Below are 17,260 nucleotides of genomic sequence, written 5' to 3'. Positions count from 1 at the left end.
CCATTCATAGTGTCCATGTACTGGTGAACAACCCGCCACATATGACCGCATTCTCCTCCCAGGATCCACTTCACCCCTAACCTCTCAGCTTCCGCATACATCTTGGCGTTTAGCCTTTTCATCATCTCATGAGAAGTAAATAAACCAAAGTTTCCACCCTCTGATGCGTATGTACTCCAGGTATAGTCAAGTCCAATCTCGTGGAAAAGCATCAGATATCCCATCAGGGTGTACGTGCCAGGGTCAGCGAAGACATCACCAGAGGGAGCAATGAAAAGAACCTCCGCACCCTTCCTGTTGAAGGTTGGTTCGACCTTAATGCCCGTTAAATTTTCAATCTCGTCTACACAAAATTCAATCATATCTTTAAACGCATGGGGCGGAATGCCAAGGTGATTCCCCACCCTGTAACAGTTGGCTACAGCTCCAGCAATCCAGTCAATGTTACATCCCAGTAGATTGAGGAGCTCCCTGGCAATAATGGTAATTTCAGCCGTATCGATGCCGTAAGGGCAGAAAAGGGCACAACGCCGGCACTCAGTACACTGAAAGAAATAGTAAAACCACTCTTTTACTACGTCTTCCGTAAGTTCTCTTGCTCCAACGAACTTCCCAAGAATTTTCCCTGCCGTTGTGAAATCCTTGCGATATACCGATCTGAGAAGCTCAGCCCTGAGAACAGGCATATTCTTGGGATCACCTGAACCAATATAAAAGTGACACTTATCAGCACAGGCACCGCATCTCACGCAAATGTCCATAAAGATTCGTAAAGAACGGAACCTGTCCAACCGTTCCCTTAATCCTTCCAGAATGATCTCCTTCCAATTGTCAGGAAGTTTCCAGTCTTCATCAGCCGGCGACCACTCCCTGGGGTTAGGGAACCCTACAGCTTCAAGGTTTTTAGGCTTCGCACCGTAACACCAGGTACCCGGCCTGAATTTAACAGGAGTATCCATCCAACCTGTTCGAGGAGGTTTGTAATTAATTTTTGATAGCTCATCTGGTTTCGGAATTGATGCCATTTTCCCACCTTCTCATTAAGGAAAATTTGATGCTCATCTACTAATCCTCATTTCATGCCGGTTAGCGACGCTACCGTCTTGTAAGTCCGGTTCCTCCTCCGAGTAATCAACCATTAGATTTGCCTTTTGCAGTAATCTGTAGAGCCTGTTTTTCGTCTCATTTATCCTGACGTCGCAGATCTTCTCTCGGCATTCCATATATATGTCAAAAGAGAGAAGGGCCAATTCATCTATTTTGGACTCAAATTTGAGCAACTCTTCAGCAGAAACCCGACTTTCCCGGATTTCGCTTTCTAATTCCTCTCTGATTACTTTTTTTAAAAGGAAGATGAAAGCAACAGCCTGCGAAGGGGAAAAATCCTGAACAGCCCTGATTCGAATAATATTATCTAGAAAGGTGTAAGTCTTGTCCTGGTCCAATCCCTGAAGGAGTCCCTCATATAGACCTGCTATTCCCTGGTGGATCGTGTGCCCCACCGGATTTGTAAACGGATTCTTTTCTCCCTTTAAAAACCTTACAGTTTCATCGGGATAAGCCTCCAACAGCAGATCAAACCATCTTTTCAAAATGGCGCCTTTCTTTTGTAATAAAAAATTTTCCAATTTCATACCCGGCACGCCCTTTGCGTTTCCTAATTGGAATATTTTCTATGTGCTCTATCACCTTATCCGCCTCCATTTTTATAAACTATTTCACCTTCCCTCACCTCCCCTATAAAAATAAAGTTTCTTCTAAGAAGTCAGTGCTTTTGTACCTGTTCCGCCTTTCACAATCCCAGGAAATTAATTAAGTATATTTAAAATTGATTTAGTGCATTTATAAATTTCGCTATATATGAAAAAATTCCTGCTTGATCTAAAAAATTTTTCATTATTTTTAAGTTTAGCTGAGAAATCCCGGTATTTTAAAAAGCAGCAATGTCCTAATTGTTCTCTCTGGGTTAAAAAAAAGACGCCGTAAATAAATACGGCGTCGCAGGGTAGGCTTGAACAGCAGGGGCGCCCGCGTGGGGTATACAGATTAAACTTTTTACAAAAATCCCCATTTGCGGGTATATTCAACTCTCAATATAAATTCATCGCTAGTGAAACCATGCTCTTTTAATACTTTGATAGCTTCCTTAAAATCAAATGTGTCCGTTTCCATCACGATCACGTCTCTCTTCCCTGTAATTGTCCAGTTATCATGGGCTGCTAATAAAATTTCCATCATTGTGGCAATTCTATCCAAACGAGCGGTTAGGAATCTATTTAAGTTCCTTACTGTTTTCGGTTGGATATTTTTAACCCCGACAATTTTATTCAAAAAGGGTTTCTCCCCCGGCTGCCCATCCTTGCTTTTATAGAAATCGAAAACGAACCTTACTGTTTGTACACAAGTTTCATTATTGTTACGCATAGCCACTTCACCTTGGTTAGATACTGCTTTCCTGCCACCTGGCCCTTTCTGCCTATTCGCATTAACTACATTGAGGGTTTTTCAGCGGAAGCTTTTTGCATAATTATTAATGGACAGCCATCCAGTATTTGGCGAATACAAGAACCGATAAGATAAAACCTAGTGGAACGTTGACTAACACACCGGCGGTGAAAGCGGCAAATGGTTTCCAACCAGTAGAGGTTAGTTCCCTAAAGCGAGTGGTAAGACCAATACATAAGAAACAGAAAGTAAACGCCCAAGTTCTTAATTGCTTAACAGGCTTGATCAAATCAGAAGTAATTACCTTAGCAGTTTCTGCATCTGCAGATGCAACCAAGAGGGTAATTACCGCGGAAGCAATAAAGAACCCTATCACAAATTTAGGGAATCGGTACCATATTTCCCTCGCATCTGGTTTAGTACCGTCTTCTCTCTTTTCCCACTTGGTGACGGAAATAAGAGCCATTATGAAACACCAAATACCTATAAACATGTCGCGTCCAACAACCTTCATTAAGGTAAAAGTGTGGATGGCTTGTTCATCGATAGCAGCGGCTGCAGCCATACCTGCAGCATCAGCAAACTCAGACGTGCCTATCCATGCACCAGCAGGACCAGAAGGAATTCCAAAAGCTTTAATCATAATTGGTAATGCATAGATCATAATGATAGCCCAGACAATAACTAGGGTAATGGCTATAGATACGTGCTCTTTTTCCGCTTTAACCGCACTGCCCATGGCGATTGAAGCGGATACACCGCAGATAGACCCACCCGCACCTAGGGTAGCTGCAAATCGTTTGTCTAAACCGAATAATTTAGTACCAGCCCAATAGATGGTAAGGAAAGTCGAAACAGCTACCAATGTAGCCTGCATGAACGCTAAGGGACCTGCTTGGATTATTTTTGTAAATGGAAGCGTAGCACCTAGTAGAACGATACCGGTCTTTACATAGAATTCCGTTCTTAAAGAAGCGTTCATCCATTTGGGAATTGGGATAGTGTTACTTATAAGCATACCTAGGGCAAGAGCCACCAATGGAGCTTCCAGGTTATATTTTTTAGCCCATTCCCATGAGCCGAAGATCGATACTAAGACAGCCAGAACGAAAATAATGGTAAAGCCAGGAATGAATTCACTTAGTTTATGACCCAGTATTTTTACGGCCAAACCGAAAGCCGCTAGGAATACCAAATATAGCAACACGTACAAACCAATATTCTCACTCAAGTGAGACGTTACCGTTCCAAATTCAGTCCATTTAGGAACCTTCAAAGCAATTGGCTTGATAGTGCTGCCAGAAGCCCAAAAAATAATCGCTGCAAACACGATACCAAGCCCTAGCCATACTGCCCACCAGTCTTCTTTCTTCCAAAGATCCGACCAACCACCACTGGGAGTAGCTGGTCTAGTTGGTGTCGCCAACTTGCTCATGAGCTATCCTCCCTCCCGATTTAAAACCAGCTAACTTAACAAGTACTACTCACGAACTTAACAGCCACCCGGTGTTTTAATTTCTATTACGGTGACCAGTCTGAATCATTTGTCTCAATCTCACCAGCCAGAAATGTTACCCCCTTCACTCGTCAATTACCCTCCCCTTATTTTTTACTGTAGTCAAACGATAAAAGATAAAATTTAGTAGACCCCTATTCATTGACCACCCCCTTCGTTATACCTTTTTTGCATCGAATTGTGCTTGTGAAGACTATAACAATATCGGCTAAAAACCTTTTCCCTTACCAAATCTCTTTACAACGATGCTCTCACAATGCGAGGCTTAAGGGAATAAACCTAATGTTTAGGCTTTTCCCCTTAACTGCCATGATATTTGAGAACCCCTCCTCGCTCAATGACGCCGAAGGTCTGTTTTTCAATATAATTTAATCCCAATTCTTATTTTTGTTATTGATAAAAACATTTATTGTGTATTTCAATATATCTTATTATTTATTCTAATATATCCTTATGGATAGTGTCAATAATTTTCAATAATTTTGTGTAAATGTAATTGTTTTTTGAAGCGCCTTTCTCAAAAAACCCAAGATTTTTTTATTCCTTCAGGTTTTAAAGCGTTCATTGCCTTTTAAATATTTTCGTTGTCACTCAAGACAGCTCCCTTATAACCAGTGGGCAATATTTTTTACTATTAATAAATCATGGTGACCCCAATAATCCTATAAATGTCATCAGACTACTCGGCACCGGTCTTTCTGCATATCTTTTCAAGCTTGAGGAGCCTGGCTATCATGGACACGCTCAGATTGCTGTCGACGAAGAGGGACATAACGGTTGTTCGTTGTAGCAGTTCCGAAATTCAGGGAAAAACGGCTTTGCAACTATGTTAATGGAAAGACAGAAAAAGGCCCAGAATAGGGCCAAAAAAGGGAAGGGTAATTTGACTGTATAATTTATCTGGATGTAATCTTTCTGGTGGACACAACATGATAAGTTAATCCCAGACTTTTGGGACTAAGCCCTAGGGCGAGACCTATCAATTGGGTGAAGTATAAAACGGGTATGCGATATTTCACTTGATGTGTTCTCTCAATCTCGGTTTGCTTCCCATCAAGCATCATGTGGCACATGGGACAGGTTACTACAAGGCAATCTGGTTCCTGTCTCAGAGCTTCATCCAAAATCTTTCTACTGGCGCCATAAGCTACGTTTGGGCTACTCAGAAACAGTGTTCCTCCGCAACACTTTGTTTTCGCGCTGAAGGGTACAGGAGTAGCCCCTAAAATATTTATTAGCTTATCAAGCATGCGTGGAGAATAATTCGTTTCCCCCTGAAGGGCAACTTCTTTCGGCCTTGTGAGCAAGCACCCGTAGTATGCCATTACGCGCAGACCTGACAGGGAGCGGGTAATTTGGGATGAAATTATCTCCAGCACCTGTTCGGAAACCAATAGTTCCAGCGGGTGTTTTACCTGAACCTTTCCCTGAAAGTATAAGCCAACTAGCTGCAATTTCCTGTTAATCTCAGCCCTGACTTCACTTTCCCTCAAAGCCGTTGCAGTTATTGCCAGGTTATGATAACAAAGATTGCAGGGGACCAGCAGGACGTCGGATTTTCTTTCCGCCAAGGCCAAGTTGCGGGCCCCCAGCAGCAGAGTCCATTCGCTATCTATGGATTTGGCAGCTGTTGCTCCACAACAATTCCAATCCGACAATTCGTACAACTGAAAGCCCAGTTTTCTACTAACCCGGAGAAAAGATAGCAAGTATTCTTTGGCTGAACCATGAAGAGAGCAACCTGGCAAATAATTATACTTCATTTTTTTCACCTCGCCCGGATGAGACAAAAAAACATTGGTTGAGGAAGGCCCGATCCCTGATTTTCCTGGGCCTTAAACCAACCTTTCCCCGGAAGACCATCGCTGCTCCTGTTCTCCATTGTTGGATCAGGACCTGCCATCTGGTCTGGCGGGCGTATTGTAACAATAGCTCCGGTTCATGGAGAATACCGTACTTACGAATGATCTTCATAAAAGTTTGATAAAACACCACTGAATCATTGCTGATCCCTCTCGCTATGGCAAGCTGCTTCAGAAGGAACATCACGCCTGGTAAATCTACCCCTCTGGGGCAGGAAATAGCACAACTGTAGCAAGTGGCACACATCCATATAGTAGAAGACTTTAGTACGCGGTCGACTAGACCGAATTGAAGTAACCGAATGATTCTTCGGGGAGTATAGTCCATAGCAAAAGCAGTAGGGCATTCTCCGCTACAGCGCCCGCACTGGTAGCAGGATCGGATGGCCGACACTATTTTAGACTCCAAGTCGCGTCCCTGGATTTTGGGCATGGTTATCATGATTTCACCTCTCAAGCCTTGAACGGGTTGGGCCCCAGTTGCTTCAACTCGGCTACGAATCGGGTAACAAGTTCAATGAACCGTTCGCCATCGTTAATCTTCAGTTCAACACTTTTAACTCTATCCGGTTCTATCATCATTCGTTGCAGGGTTTCGCGCATATTCTCCAACCGCGTTTTGGCCAGGTCACTCCCCCTAACAAAGTGGCATTCATCCGACTTGCAACCTGCCAAAATAACTCCGTCGTATCCGTGAGAAAGGGCATCGGCAACCAACGCCACGTTGATTGAACCGATACAAGGTACTTTTACCACAATCACATTGGCCGGGTAACTTCTTCGATATTGTCCCACTAAGTCGACTGCCGGATAAGCGTCATTGGCACACACGAAAGCAAGGATAATCGGCTCTCCTTCACCGAGAAAGCCAGTATCCACGGCTTCCACCATTTTAGCTAGTTGTTTGATAGTAAAGTTTTGGAGAGATATTGCTTTCATGGGACAGCCACCCTGGCAGATGCCGCATTGGCGGCACTTGAGCAGATTGGGTGCAGGGTAGCCGGTGTCATCCCATTCCCACGCATCGAAGGGGCATTCCTCCATACACCTTTTACACTTATCGCATTTCAGCTTATCAATTACCGGAACAGTGGGTTTAAGCACTATCTCATCCTGCAGGAAAGCCATGGCCTTCATAGCGGCACCTGCCGCGCTTTTAATCGATGTGGATACATCCATCCCCCCTTGACAACTACCAGCCAGGAAAATTCCAGTCCGCTGGCTTTCGTAGGGAAAACACTGGAGGTGGCCAGGAGATATTTCCCCACCAATCTCTTCATTTTTGATAGAAGCCTCATTCTCAACAGGTAAATTTACCTTGAAGGTTACGTCTTTCAACCCGTCAACGCCCTGCATACCTGCTGCCAATACTACCATGTCCACCTTTACTTCCAGTTGCTCCCCGAGGAGTGTATCTTCAGCCTGGATAATCAGTTGTTTTGTATCGGGATCTTCCCGGATGTTAGAGGGATTTCCCCGAATAAAGATGGCCATAGATTCTTCCTGAGCCTGCCGGTACATTTTTTCATATTCGCCAACCGACCTAATATCCATATAAAAAACGTAGATCTCAGCTTCCGGGTTGGCTTCTCGCACATATTGGATCTGTTTTAAGGTTGCAGTACAGCATACTTGTGAACAGTAGGGTAGATAGTTTTGATCACGACTGCCTACGCACTGGATAAAGGCAATCTTTTTAACAGGCTTTCCATCTGTAAGGCGTACCAACTGGCCTTTAGTCGGTCCTGTAGGAGACGCTAAACGTTCAAACCCCATGTTGGTGACCACATTAGCAAACCGCTTGTAGCCGTACTGCTCCACCCGTTCGACCGGATACGGTTCCCAGCCGGTCGCCAACAAGATGCTGCCTACATTGACGGTAAATTCCTTTTCACTTTGATCCAGGCGGATGGCAGCAGCCGGACAAGTATCTTGGCAAAGCGTACAGCCTGCAGGACACGAACTTCTATCGATGATATAGGAGTGAGGATAAGCAAACTCGTGCGGGAAATAAACGGCTCGAGTTTGGCTGTATCCGAAATCCCAATGATTGTTTCTGGTTGCCGGGCAAACCTTTGTGCACTCTCCGCAGGCAGTGCACCTGTCCGGCATGATGTACCTGGGTTTTGTTACCAGGGTGACCTCAAAATTGCCCGGTCCACCGGAGATGCTCTTGATTTCGGTCAAGGTATGTATTGAAATGTTGTCGTGAGCTCGAATTTTCTGGAGTAAAAAATCCAATCCGCAGGCGGGATTACACATACGTGGAAAATACTTGTGTAGTAGCGCCACCTTTCCCCCCACCGTAGGTTCTTTTTCGACCAGTACGACTTGTACCCTGGCCTCTGCCAGGTCTAGGCAAGCGCTGAGCCCAGCAATACCTCCGCCCACAACCAGAGCGGATTTTACCGACGGAAAACGTAGCGGCTCAAGCGGTTTCAGTAAACGGGCCTTAGCTAGAGACATGGATACCAGGTTTACAGCTTTCTTATAAGCCTTTTGGGGGTCATCAGAGTGAACCCAGGCGCACTGTTCCCTGATATTGCTCCACTCCAACAAATACTTATTTAAACCTACTTCACCTAGAGCATTAGCCATGGTCTTCTGGTACAGCCTGGGCGAACAGGCCGCAATTACCACGGTATTAACTTTACCATCCCGGATATCTTCCCGGATCATCTGCTGCCCCTCGGGACCACAAATACTATCGTGTTCCCGACAGATAGCCACTCCTTTTTTTTTCCGCATTACCGAAGCCAGCTTGTTAGTATCAATACTCTGGGAAATTTGATTGTTACATCGACAGATATACAGCCCTATTTGCGCCTTATCCATTCTATTACCTCCTTGAGAGAAGAAGGGTTGGCCAAACTGATAGCGTGTCGGCCACCCCTTCTAGGTTCAGTCCATCTGAATACGCATGTTGAAACAACTAGTCTTCATTTCTGGTCTTAAAGGAAAAACGCTCCACATTCCCATTAATATCTATGCACGTCCAGGTAATTTTGTTGGTCCCCATCATAGGGATTAATTTGGCAGGATAATAACCCAATTGGTATGACAATCTGGTTTCAATGGCCCCTTGCGGGCAGATCTTAGTGCACGACATGCAATCCCAACAGTCACGGGTAGAACGGCAGTAAGCCTTCTTAGTTTCCGGGTTAAGGGTCATCAAGTCTCCGGGACAAATTTGTTCACACAAGGGTTCATGTTCCGCTTTGCAGCCATCGCATTTATCCTTGTTTACTTTAGGGGGCATCATTTCTTTCCTCCTTGTTCATTAATTTTAAAAATAGCTATTTTACCTAAATTAGGGATGATACCGGTCACCCGGAATGATCTGCTCGTAAGGTCTGGTAAATACTTTAATCTCGCCGGTGGTAGGATCTTTCTTGGAATTAACAAAACAGTCAAACTTCTCGTCGTTCTTTTCGGGAAAATCGGTCCGGGTCTGCCATCCGGGCCACCTAGTTTCTTCCCGGAACATCAAGTGATGGATGAGCACCTCCGCCACTTCCAGTCGGTCGATCACTTCGTGGGCTTCCATTAACTCGTGCAGGTCACGGGCAACCAGGTATTTCGTTTGATCCTTCAGGATCCTGATGTGTTTGAGGGCATATTCTAATTGCTCACGGTTCATCCGGTAAAACTGGTGTACTCCGCCAGCATACTCGTCCATTAAGCGCTGCATCCGTTCTTCCATTTCCCTGGGAATGATCCCGTCACCTTCGGTGAACTGACGGATGGCTGGGGCAAATACTCGGGCTTTCTCCCGAGCAATTTGCTCGGGGTCTATCTCTGTCATGCCAACCGAGCTCAGGTATTCAACCGCTCCCCGGGCAGCCAGCATACCTTCGGCAGCACAGCCACCCACAAATTTGTTGGGAACACCGCCAGCCACATCGCCGCAGGCAAACAGTCCTGGTAAGGTTGTGGCCCGTTTGACGTCGATCCAATAACCGCTGGCCGTATGACCTCCGACGATATAGGGGTCGCTGCCGTAGATTTCGATAGGTTCCTTACTCAAGTCTTGCCCGCGGGCTGCTAGGAAGAGAACAAAGCTGGGGCGTTCATTAAGGTAATCAATCTTCATATCTTTGATCTGCTCAGGAGTCATTCCCCTGGTGTCTACGTAGCACGGCCCCCTACCTTCCATCCACTCCATCATCGGCACGTTGGCCCTGATATAGCGGGGGGCTGCGTCTCCACCTAGCTCCGCGTACCGTTCTTCCAGGATCTTTTCTCCTTTGGCGTTGATCATGGGCGTTTTGTAGCCTACGGAAATAGTATCAATGGGTCCGTTAAAATCTTTTGTCCTGGTAGCGCACCAGCGCATTTCAAAGGTGGTCATTTCTGCTCCGGCACGAATTCCCATGGCGTAACCGGAACCGACGTTAAAGGGACAATACCACAGCATATGATGGCTATCCACACCATCGGCCTGATACGGCTTGTAGATTCCGGCTGCCCCACCGGTTGCTACGATGGTCGCCTTAGCTTTAAACACGTAAAGCTTACCATCACGGACGCCAAACCCAATGGCTCCGATTACCTTTTCGCCGTCCAGTAAAAAATTGGTGGCAACCACTCGGTTATAAACTTTACACCCGAATTCGCGGACCTTTTCCGCCAGGATTACTTTCATTTCCGAACCGCGAATGGTAATATCCCACTTGCCCCTGGTATGGTACTCATCTGAATCTTCTTCCTTATTGATGGGCAACCCCCATCTTTCCCATTCTTCGATGGGTTGGTTAAGCACCTCAGCGAGGCTGATGGTGAGGTCCTCCCGGATTAACCCGCCGGCCTGGGCTCGGCTCCAACGGACAAATTCTTCTATGGTTCTCCCTTTCTTGATGTAAGTATTAATCGCGTCCATACCAGCTGCTAAACAGCCGCTCCGGTCAATATGGGCCTTTTCCATTAAAGTGACTTCGAGGTCGGGATTTAATTTTTTTGCTTCGATAGCTGCGAAACAACCTGCATTGCCTGCGCCGATTACCAGAATATCTGTTTCTATTCTTTCTTCTTTAATCTCCTCCAAATTGGTTGGCAACTTTGCGGGCATATTTCTTTACCTCCTTGAAAAATTTTTTTGTTTTTTAGGGGAACAGCGCTTTAAAGTGCCCAAAATCCCTTAAAGGCTACAGGAAGGGGGCCATCTTAATACTCTACCTCCTTTCTTCTCACGTCCAAAATCCCTTAAAGGCTACAGGAGCTATATCGTCAATGGGTACCCGATAATTGGTAGCCATATGCTCAAACTTATAATTACATACAAGTTGCAAATTATTGACAGGGGAGTACCAAATTTTATTACTTCTCCCATTGACATATCAGAAGCACCCCATGCAATGAAAAAGGCTGTAATAGACATGGGAAGGAAGAATGAGTAACTCAGGCAATTTACAACGATTAGGGTAAAAGGTAGAACATTAAAGCCGAGTTCCGGTGCCATGGCCATTGTCAATGGTATAAACATAGCTCCCATTGCAGCAGCACTAACGATACCTGCTCTCGCAATCTGAGTACCTATCACAACAATTAAAAGTATCAATATTGGCGGCAAGCCTATTATCTTGCTTTCCATGGGAGAAAGTATAAGGTCTACCATCCACTTTACCGCCCCAGACTTGTATAATGCGGTTCCTAGAGAAATAGCTCCACCCAGTAGAATCCATACGTCCCACATGATGTGAGGAGCAATTGTTTCGAACTTAATTTTGCCAAAGGGCAGAAAGACTAGGAAGACTAAGAGTATAGCTACCATTCCTGTATTTATATTGTGAAGTGATTTTTCGGTAATCCAGAGGAAAAGACAAATGCCTAAAGACATCAAAGCCCATTTTTCCGGCCATGTTATTTTTCCCAGTTCCTTCTTCATCCTGGGGAGTTCTTCGTTGGCCCCAGGAATTTCCACTTTCCAGAGCTTGAAGTACCATATTGTATAGAAATAGGCCACGGGCATTAATCCCCATAAAGGTAGGTTAAGTTTCAGCCAGTCCATCCACGTAATGGTAATACCTGCCTTTTCCATGAATCCCGCCATTAGAATATTGGGGAAGTGGGCTGTTAATATTAATAAACTGGTAAATAGAGGCATCAAACCACAAACAAGTAAAAATAATCCATTATTAATTCTTTTGACCTCCGGCAGGTGTTCCTTACCCCTGGTCAATCCGCTGAAACCTTTTGCTAGAGGTAATAACAATCCAGTTTCAGCTACCGTTGGCAAAAATCCGCTTATACAGAAGTCTGCTACACACAGTCCTAGTAAAATTCTGGGAACCCTTATAGACCTGAACAAATCTGTAATTCCAATTGCAATTCGTTTTCCCAATGGAGTAGCCACCATAATTCCTGCATATACGAATGCGCCGATTGCTAAAAAGAATGCTTTTCCGGTAAAGGCAGAAAATGCTTCAGCCACCTTGAAATCTGTCAGTATTGTTATAAACAATGGCGCAGCAAACCCCACCACAAAACGATGTAGAGAACCAGAGATCATGACAATCATAAACCAAAGAAATACTGCAAGCACCGATTGTCCTTGAGAAGATAATCCAGGAAGTTCAGGCGCAAAATGTAGTCCTAACATTATTACAAAAGCAATTATTAAACTTAAAAGTTTTTTCTTGTCTAAATCAAATACTTCTTGTTTCTTCACACTTACAATTTCAGTACTCAAATTATCTCCTCCTCATCTTTCTTTTTTGAATAACCCGTCCCAAGACATTAACGATTTTTCCTAACACGCCCCTCTGTATCCACCGCTTTCTTCCGGATACCCAGGTCCCCCCATTTCCAGCTTTTGTGTTTGTGCGCACTTTAACAATAACACATGAAGAACCCAGTTTTCTGTTTATCAATCAACGTGACCAAAGTATTTTTGTTACATCCTGTATGTAAGTTAGCTAACAACAAAAAAGTCCCGTTTAAGGGGACTTAAAACTTAATCTAAATCCATTTTTTTAAAGTTTCTGCACAAGTGATTATTATTTCACCGCTCTTGGTTCTTTTTATGCTTTTTTCCTTTTCAAACATTTTTAATGCCACGGTTACACTAGGCCTGGAAGTGCCCACCATATATGCCATTTCCTCATGGGTAAATTTAACTTTAAGTTTGATTCCTTCGTCAGTCTTTTCACCCAGACGCTCGCTTGTTTTCAGCAGCAACAAAGCTAATCTGCTCGGCACCTGGTAGCATGCCATCTCAAAAAGCTTTGATTGGGCTTCCCGCAGGCGGGCACCCAATATCTGCGCCACCTTGACCGCTATGTCCGGATGCTGCATAAGCATATTCTCTAGTACCGTCTTCTGAATAATGGTCATATGGGCCTCTTCCATGACCTCTGCATAACAACTCCGTCGCCCACCGTACAAAACTTCAGCCAACCCGATAAAATCTCCGGGAAAACGTAAGGCTACAGTACAGTAGTTGCCACACGTCGTCAGCTTAAAAATTTTAACTATACCCTTTTCCATAAAATATACCCGGTCGGCAATTTCACCGGCAGCAAATACCAGCTGTCCGGGAGGATAAATAACTGTAGGGCCAGCTGTTTTGATGAGTTTGTTCTCATTTTCACTTAAATACAAAATAGACCCTCCAAACAAATTATTCATCCCATCACATCCCTCCTTTTAGAATTCCACCGAATTGGTTCCTTTTTCTAGGAGGGCAGTTTATTGATCGTCGCCTGCAATACAGATAGCAGAAGTTTTTGCAAGTATGGAGTTGTGGGTAACCCCGAAGAAGTTATCTATCAAATCCACGCGAGTGGCATTATTATTAACAACAATAATCTAAAACAACATTCAGCTTAAATCTTCTAAATTCTGAATGGTACCTGCATTCTTTAGTCCTCGGCTACCCATCATGTCTCACAGGATCTATCGCCCTGTTTTATTTGTTCGTTCCGCCTCTTGAGTGCGGGTAGGGCATGCCGTTACTTAAACGTAACAACACCATGGTCCGAAGACACGAAATATCGTCAAGCCTGGTTGGTCTCTGGCAAGAAACTGTGAAAAACACGGTGAGGCAGCTTTTACACGGGGGCATCGCGGCAAGTTCCAAACCACCGTATAACCCTGACGAATATACAAAAGCCGTAGCTAAAAACGAAAGACTAAAAAAATTACTTTGAGAAACTTGAAATAGAAATACTGCAGAATTGTTTTTTAAAAAACAAACCCACATTTGATGATAAAGTAACTATTGCCCAAAAATGGATTTCCTTTGGCTACAAAGCCACACTGCTATTTGGAATTTATCGGTCAAACCGTTCCCACTCATTACTACAAAATCAAACACCGGATAGTTAAGAAACCTGATAGCGATTATCCCCGCCCGGATTCTCAGTTACCCTAAAAGGCACTTTGGTCAGTAACGAAGAAATTAAAAAATGCATTTGTTAATTAATCTGCGACGAAGGATTCGCTTACGGGTACCTCAAGCTAACGATCTGCCTGCGAAGAAAATATGGATTGACCATCAACGGAAAAAGGTGTACCGCTCTTTTTTGTTATGGCTATCGTTAACATTTTCGACTACGGGAGTTGCCATGCAAGATTATCCTGTGAAGCCGGAAACGCCGCAGCTCGTTGAAGGGAGCAATGTTGAAGGGAGCATTATTGAAGAAAAGACAATATTTAATGGAATTTAATGGAGCAAAAACCGGAAACCCTCCTTTGGCACCGGATTGTGCTTGTGATAACTATAACATTAGACCCTTGGAACCCCAGTCAAAAATCACTTTGCAAGGTTATACCCCGAAACATCAGGTTCAGGGCTGTAAATCTAGTGTATACGTTCACACCCTTTCCCCTTGACTGTCATAATTTTAGAACTCTTCCTGGCCTCTTAATAAGAGCGAAGGTCCCATTTCTCTCTTATTATGTTTTTCGTTGTGATTTAAAATTTAGTCTTGAAATTTCGTTCCTAATGAATTATTTATTATGTATTCCAATATATCTTATTATATATTCTAATATATCCTTACAGATAGCGTCAATAATTTTGCGTAAATGGTTTGTATCAAGAACCATCGCTTTGAGCCAATCTTCGAGATCTTGAGATGTGTCTTTAGGGATTACCTGGACACCATTTTTCAAGTGAACCCGTTAAACTTGAGTTTAAGGTGTTTCCGTGCATTTTATATATCCCTCTTTGAGTAGTTATAAAGGCTTCAAGGAAAACTTCTTTTCCGATTTGTAATAAATAAAAACCTCCTCGGCCTGCCAATTTGGGGCTACCAAGGAGGGCTAAAAGACAATGTTTTCTTCTCAGTAAACAAGTTGCGCACAAGCCACTTTCACTTTTTGCTTTCGGTAATCCACAACCAATTGCCGGAAACGTTCCATCGAAAGACGATTAATCAACTCACCCAGCCGTTCACCGGGTTGCCCATACTTCTTGTAAACGGCCAGAACTACCTCTACCATGTCAACTACCTCAGGAATAGTAAGAATATCGGCCAAATAAGTGCCGATTTGCGGGTGCCGGCCCAGTTTCCCACCCACAAAAATTCGGTAGGCTCTGCTTTCGGCAACCAGCGCATTAGATAAGCATTTTCCCACGCATTCACCACAATCTACACAAGCCTCAGGGTCGATAATTACTTGTCCTTCCTCTGATTTTTTAATGGCGTTTTCCCGGCAGTAATCTTCTACACAAATGTAACAACGCTCACATTTATCCTGCAGTACCTTAACCCTGGTGACTCCTATAATTCCGATATCATTAAGTATAGGATGGGTACAAGAATTAGGGCAGCCAGCTACGGCAATTTTTATTTTCGCTGGTAAGTCTTCCTCTGAGGCAAAATTACTGTCGATCTCCAAGCCAAGGGATTGGGTATCCACCTGGGCATTCGGACAGCTATAAGCTCCTGGACAGGCTACTACATTTCGGATGTTATCGCCAAATGCGCTGGAGTACCACCCAACAGACGCCAGCTGCGCAATAGCCCGGGGAATGTCCTTATTAGCTACACCGGGAATCTCCACCGTCTTACGAACGGTAAGGTGCAGACGCCCGCTTCCATAGCGGGCAGCTACCTCCTTTAGGGCATCCAGCTGTTCCACATAAATAATTCCTACGGGTACCCTGAGGCGAATGGTGGAAAAATTTGATTGTTTTTGGGAAAAGAAGCTCCGCATGCTTCTCCCCTCTTCTCTATCTAATAAGCATGAGAATGTTGCCATTATCACAATCTATTACCTATAACAAATCTCGTTTCAAAGTATGGACTAATCAACGCTAAACCTTCGCCTCAACCTCGCGCCTGCTTTCGATGAATTTTATATAATCCAGGACGGAGCGTTTTTCTTCATCCGTGAACTTCTTTAACAACTCAACAATTTGCGCAATAACGGGATCGTCCACCTGGTTCCTATCATGACCACGGTATTCCCACAAATATCGGATCAACCCTGCTAGAAAATCCAGGTCTTGATCAGAGGCCTCTTGCAGCAATTCTAGGATAGTATCTATCTTTTTGTTGACAGTCCATTCCTTTAAGGGTATCACAGGGTTATCCCGCCTGAACTCGTCTTCTTTAGCAAGAAAGTAAGACGGAGAAACTCCCAGCACATCTGCCAGTCGTTCCAGGGTATTCAGGGATGGCTGCGCCTTCCCTGTTTCCACTTGGGCAATTAGGCTGTCGGAAATACCGATCTGCCGAGCCAGCTTTGCCTGGGTGAGGCCCTGGGCCTCTCTGAGCTTTCGAATCCGGTCTCCCATGGTTGCAAAGGAACCATTGGAAAGGAAGTAGGTTAAAGGAACTTCAAGTACTCGAGCCAGTTTTTCCAGGGTCTTCAACGAGGGACAGGTGTTTCCTCTCTCTATTTCGCTGATATGGGTATAGGAAATTCCCGCCCTCCTGCCGCATTCGACCAGGGTCAGACCTTTTTCTTCTCTGAGCTGTCTGATCCTTCTCCCCACAGCACTGCTAATATATTCCACGGTTTCATTCGGGGGATCAATTTCCTGCTCGACTTCATCATCACCGGTAACAAAATAGTCCTCCGGAGCCCCCAGCAGGCAGGCGATTTCCTTTAGGGATTTACTGCCCAACCGTTTCTTGCCTTGCTCTACATCTTCAAGACAACGAACGGGAACACCAATCTTATCTGCCAGTTCCTCCAGTGAAATGTGCCTTTCTTCACGCAACTTCTTCAGCTTTTCTCCGATTGACATCCTGTGCTACCCCCGAAAACCTTCCTGAGATCTAGGAGATAAATACGCTGTGTTTCTATTATTGTATAACAAAAAACAGAAAAAATCAATCAATTTCCCGGATCATAGTATAGATGGACCAGAGTTTCGTTCACAGAAGTCCTTCTCTCTACCATGGACAAAGGTAGGTAGAATTTCTTTAGCCATATTTTAGGTACTTATAAGGCGCGCTTATAATTCCTATTTTAAACGACAATT

14 protein-coding genes are annotated in these 17,260 nt (G+C 44.3%); 1 reads left to right on the top strand and 13 read right to left on the bottom strand.

Features of this window, described 5'->3' with window-relative positions; genetic code table 11:
• The 11 genes from dsrK to KKC1_RS04070 all read right to left on the bottom strand — a co-directional run.
• The coding region (gene dsrK, locus KKC1_RS16695; RefSeq protein ID WP_238134191.1) for a sulfate reduction electron transfer complex DsrMKJOP subunit DsrK at positions 1-1,025 on the bottom strand (1,025 nt) is incomplete at its 3' end.
• A 33-nt stretch (positions 1,026-1,058) separates the two neighbouring features.
• Positions 1,059-1,634, bottom strand: coding sequence for an RsbRD N-terminal domain-containing protein (locus KKC1_RS04115; RefSeq protein ID WP_088553239.1), 576 nt, complete (start codon positions 1,632-1,634; stop codon positions 1,059-1,061).
• Between the two features lie 421 nt (positions 1,635-2,055).
• A complete protein-coding gene (locus KKC1_RS04110; protein WP_238134190.1) occupies positions 2,056-2,331 on the bottom strand; it encodes a hypothetical protein in 276 nt (91 codons plus the stop codon).
• Between the two features lie 199 nt (positions 2,332-2,530).
• The gene (locus tag KKC1_RS04105; RefSeq protein ID WP_088553237.1) at positions 2,531-3,880 is read right to left on the bottom strand and encodes a YeiH family protein; all 1,350 of its coding nucleotides are present in this window, start codon (positions 3,878-3,880) and stop codon (positions 2,531-2,533) included.
• Positions 3,881-4,857: 977 nt separating this feature from the next.
• Positions 4,858-5,724: a CoB--CoM heterodisulfide reductase iron-sulfur subunit B family protein gene (locus KKC1_RS04100; protein ID WP_088553236.1), complete on the bottom strand. Its 867-nt coding sequence runs from the start codon at positions 5,722-5,724 to the stop codon at positions 4,858-4,860.
• A complete protein-coding gene (locus tag KKC1_RS04095) occupies positions 5,714-6,265 on the bottom strand; it encodes a 4Fe-4S dicluster domain-containing protein (protein ID WP_088553235.1) in 552 nt (183 codons plus the stop codon). The genes KKC1_RS04100 and KKC1_RS04095 overlap by 11 nt, the downstream gene beginning before the upstream one ends.
• Before the next feature lie 11 nt (positions 6,266-6,276).
• Positions 6,277-8,658 (bottom strand): hydrogenase iron-sulfur subunit, encoded by a 2,382-nt coding sequence (locus KKC1_RS04090; protein ID WP_088553234.1) that lies wholly within the window; start codon positions 8,656-8,658, stop codon positions 6,277-6,279.
• Between the two features lie 97 nt (positions 8,659-8,755).
• Positions 8,756-9,082 carry a 4Fe-4S binding protein gene (locus KKC1_RS04085; protein WP_088553233.1) on the bottom strand — a complete coding sequence of 109 codons (327 nt, stop codon included), beginning with the start codon at positions 9,080-9,082 and terminating at the stop codon, positions 8,756-8,758.
• Between the two features lie 51 nt (positions 9,083-9,133).
• The gene (locus KKC1_RS04080; protein WP_088553232.1) at positions 9,134-10,891 is read right to left on the bottom strand and encodes an adenylyl-sulfate reductase subunit alpha; all 1,758 of its coding nucleotides are present in this window, start codon (positions 10,889-10,891) and stop codon (positions 9,134-9,136) included.
• A gap of 150 nt (positions 10,892-11,041) precedes the next feature.
• On the bottom strand, positions 11,042-12,511 hold the full coding sequence (locus KKC1_RS04075) for an SLC13 family permease (protein WP_088553231.1): 1,470 nt from the start codon (positions 12,509-12,511) through the stop codon (positions 11,042-11,044).
• A 269-nt stretch (positions 12,512-12,780) separates the two neighbouring features.
• Positions 12,781-13,449 (bottom strand): Crp/Fnr family transcriptional regulator, encoded by a 669-nt coding sequence (locus KKC1_RS04070; RefSeq protein ID WP_088553230.1) that lies wholly within the window; start codon positions 13,447-13,449, stop codon positions 12,781-12,783.
• A gap of 779 nt (positions 13,450-14,228) precedes the next feature.
• On the opposite strand from KKC1_RS04070, the gene KKC1_RS15655 reads away from it, so the two are divergent.
• Positions 14,229-14,489, top strand: coding sequence for a hypothetical protein (locus KKC1_RS15655; protein WP_143288669.1), 261 nt, complete (start codon positions 14,229-14,231; stop codon positions 14,487-14,489).
• A 619-nt stretch (positions 14,490-15,108) separates the two neighbouring features.
• Here the strand turns inward: KKC1_RS15655 and KKC1_RS04065 are convergent.
• The gene (locus KKC1_RS04065) at positions 15,109-15,984 is read right to left on the bottom strand and encodes a hypothetical protein (protein WP_192868068.1); all 876 of its coding nucleotides are present in this window, start codon (positions 15,982-15,984) and stop codon (positions 15,109-15,111) included.
• A gap of 100 nt (positions 15,985-16,084) precedes the next feature.
• Positions 16,085-17,023: a helix-turn-helix domain-containing protein gene (locus tag KKC1_RS04060; RefSeq protein WP_088553228.1), complete on the bottom strand. Its 939-nt coding sequence runs from the start codon at positions 17,021-17,023 to the stop codon at positions 16,085-16,087.
• Between the last annotated feature and the right edge of the window lie 237 nt (positions 17,024-17,260).

The sequence above is a fragment of the Calderihabitans maritimus genome (genome assembly GCF_002207765.1).
Taxonomy (GTDB): domain Bacteria; phylum Bacillota; class KKC1; order Calderihabitantales; family Calderihabitantaceae; genus Calderihabitans; species Calderihabitans maritimus.
The sequence above is the reverse complement of the archived record's forward strand: the minus strand, read 5'-3'. Positions and strand labels throughout refer to the sequence as shown.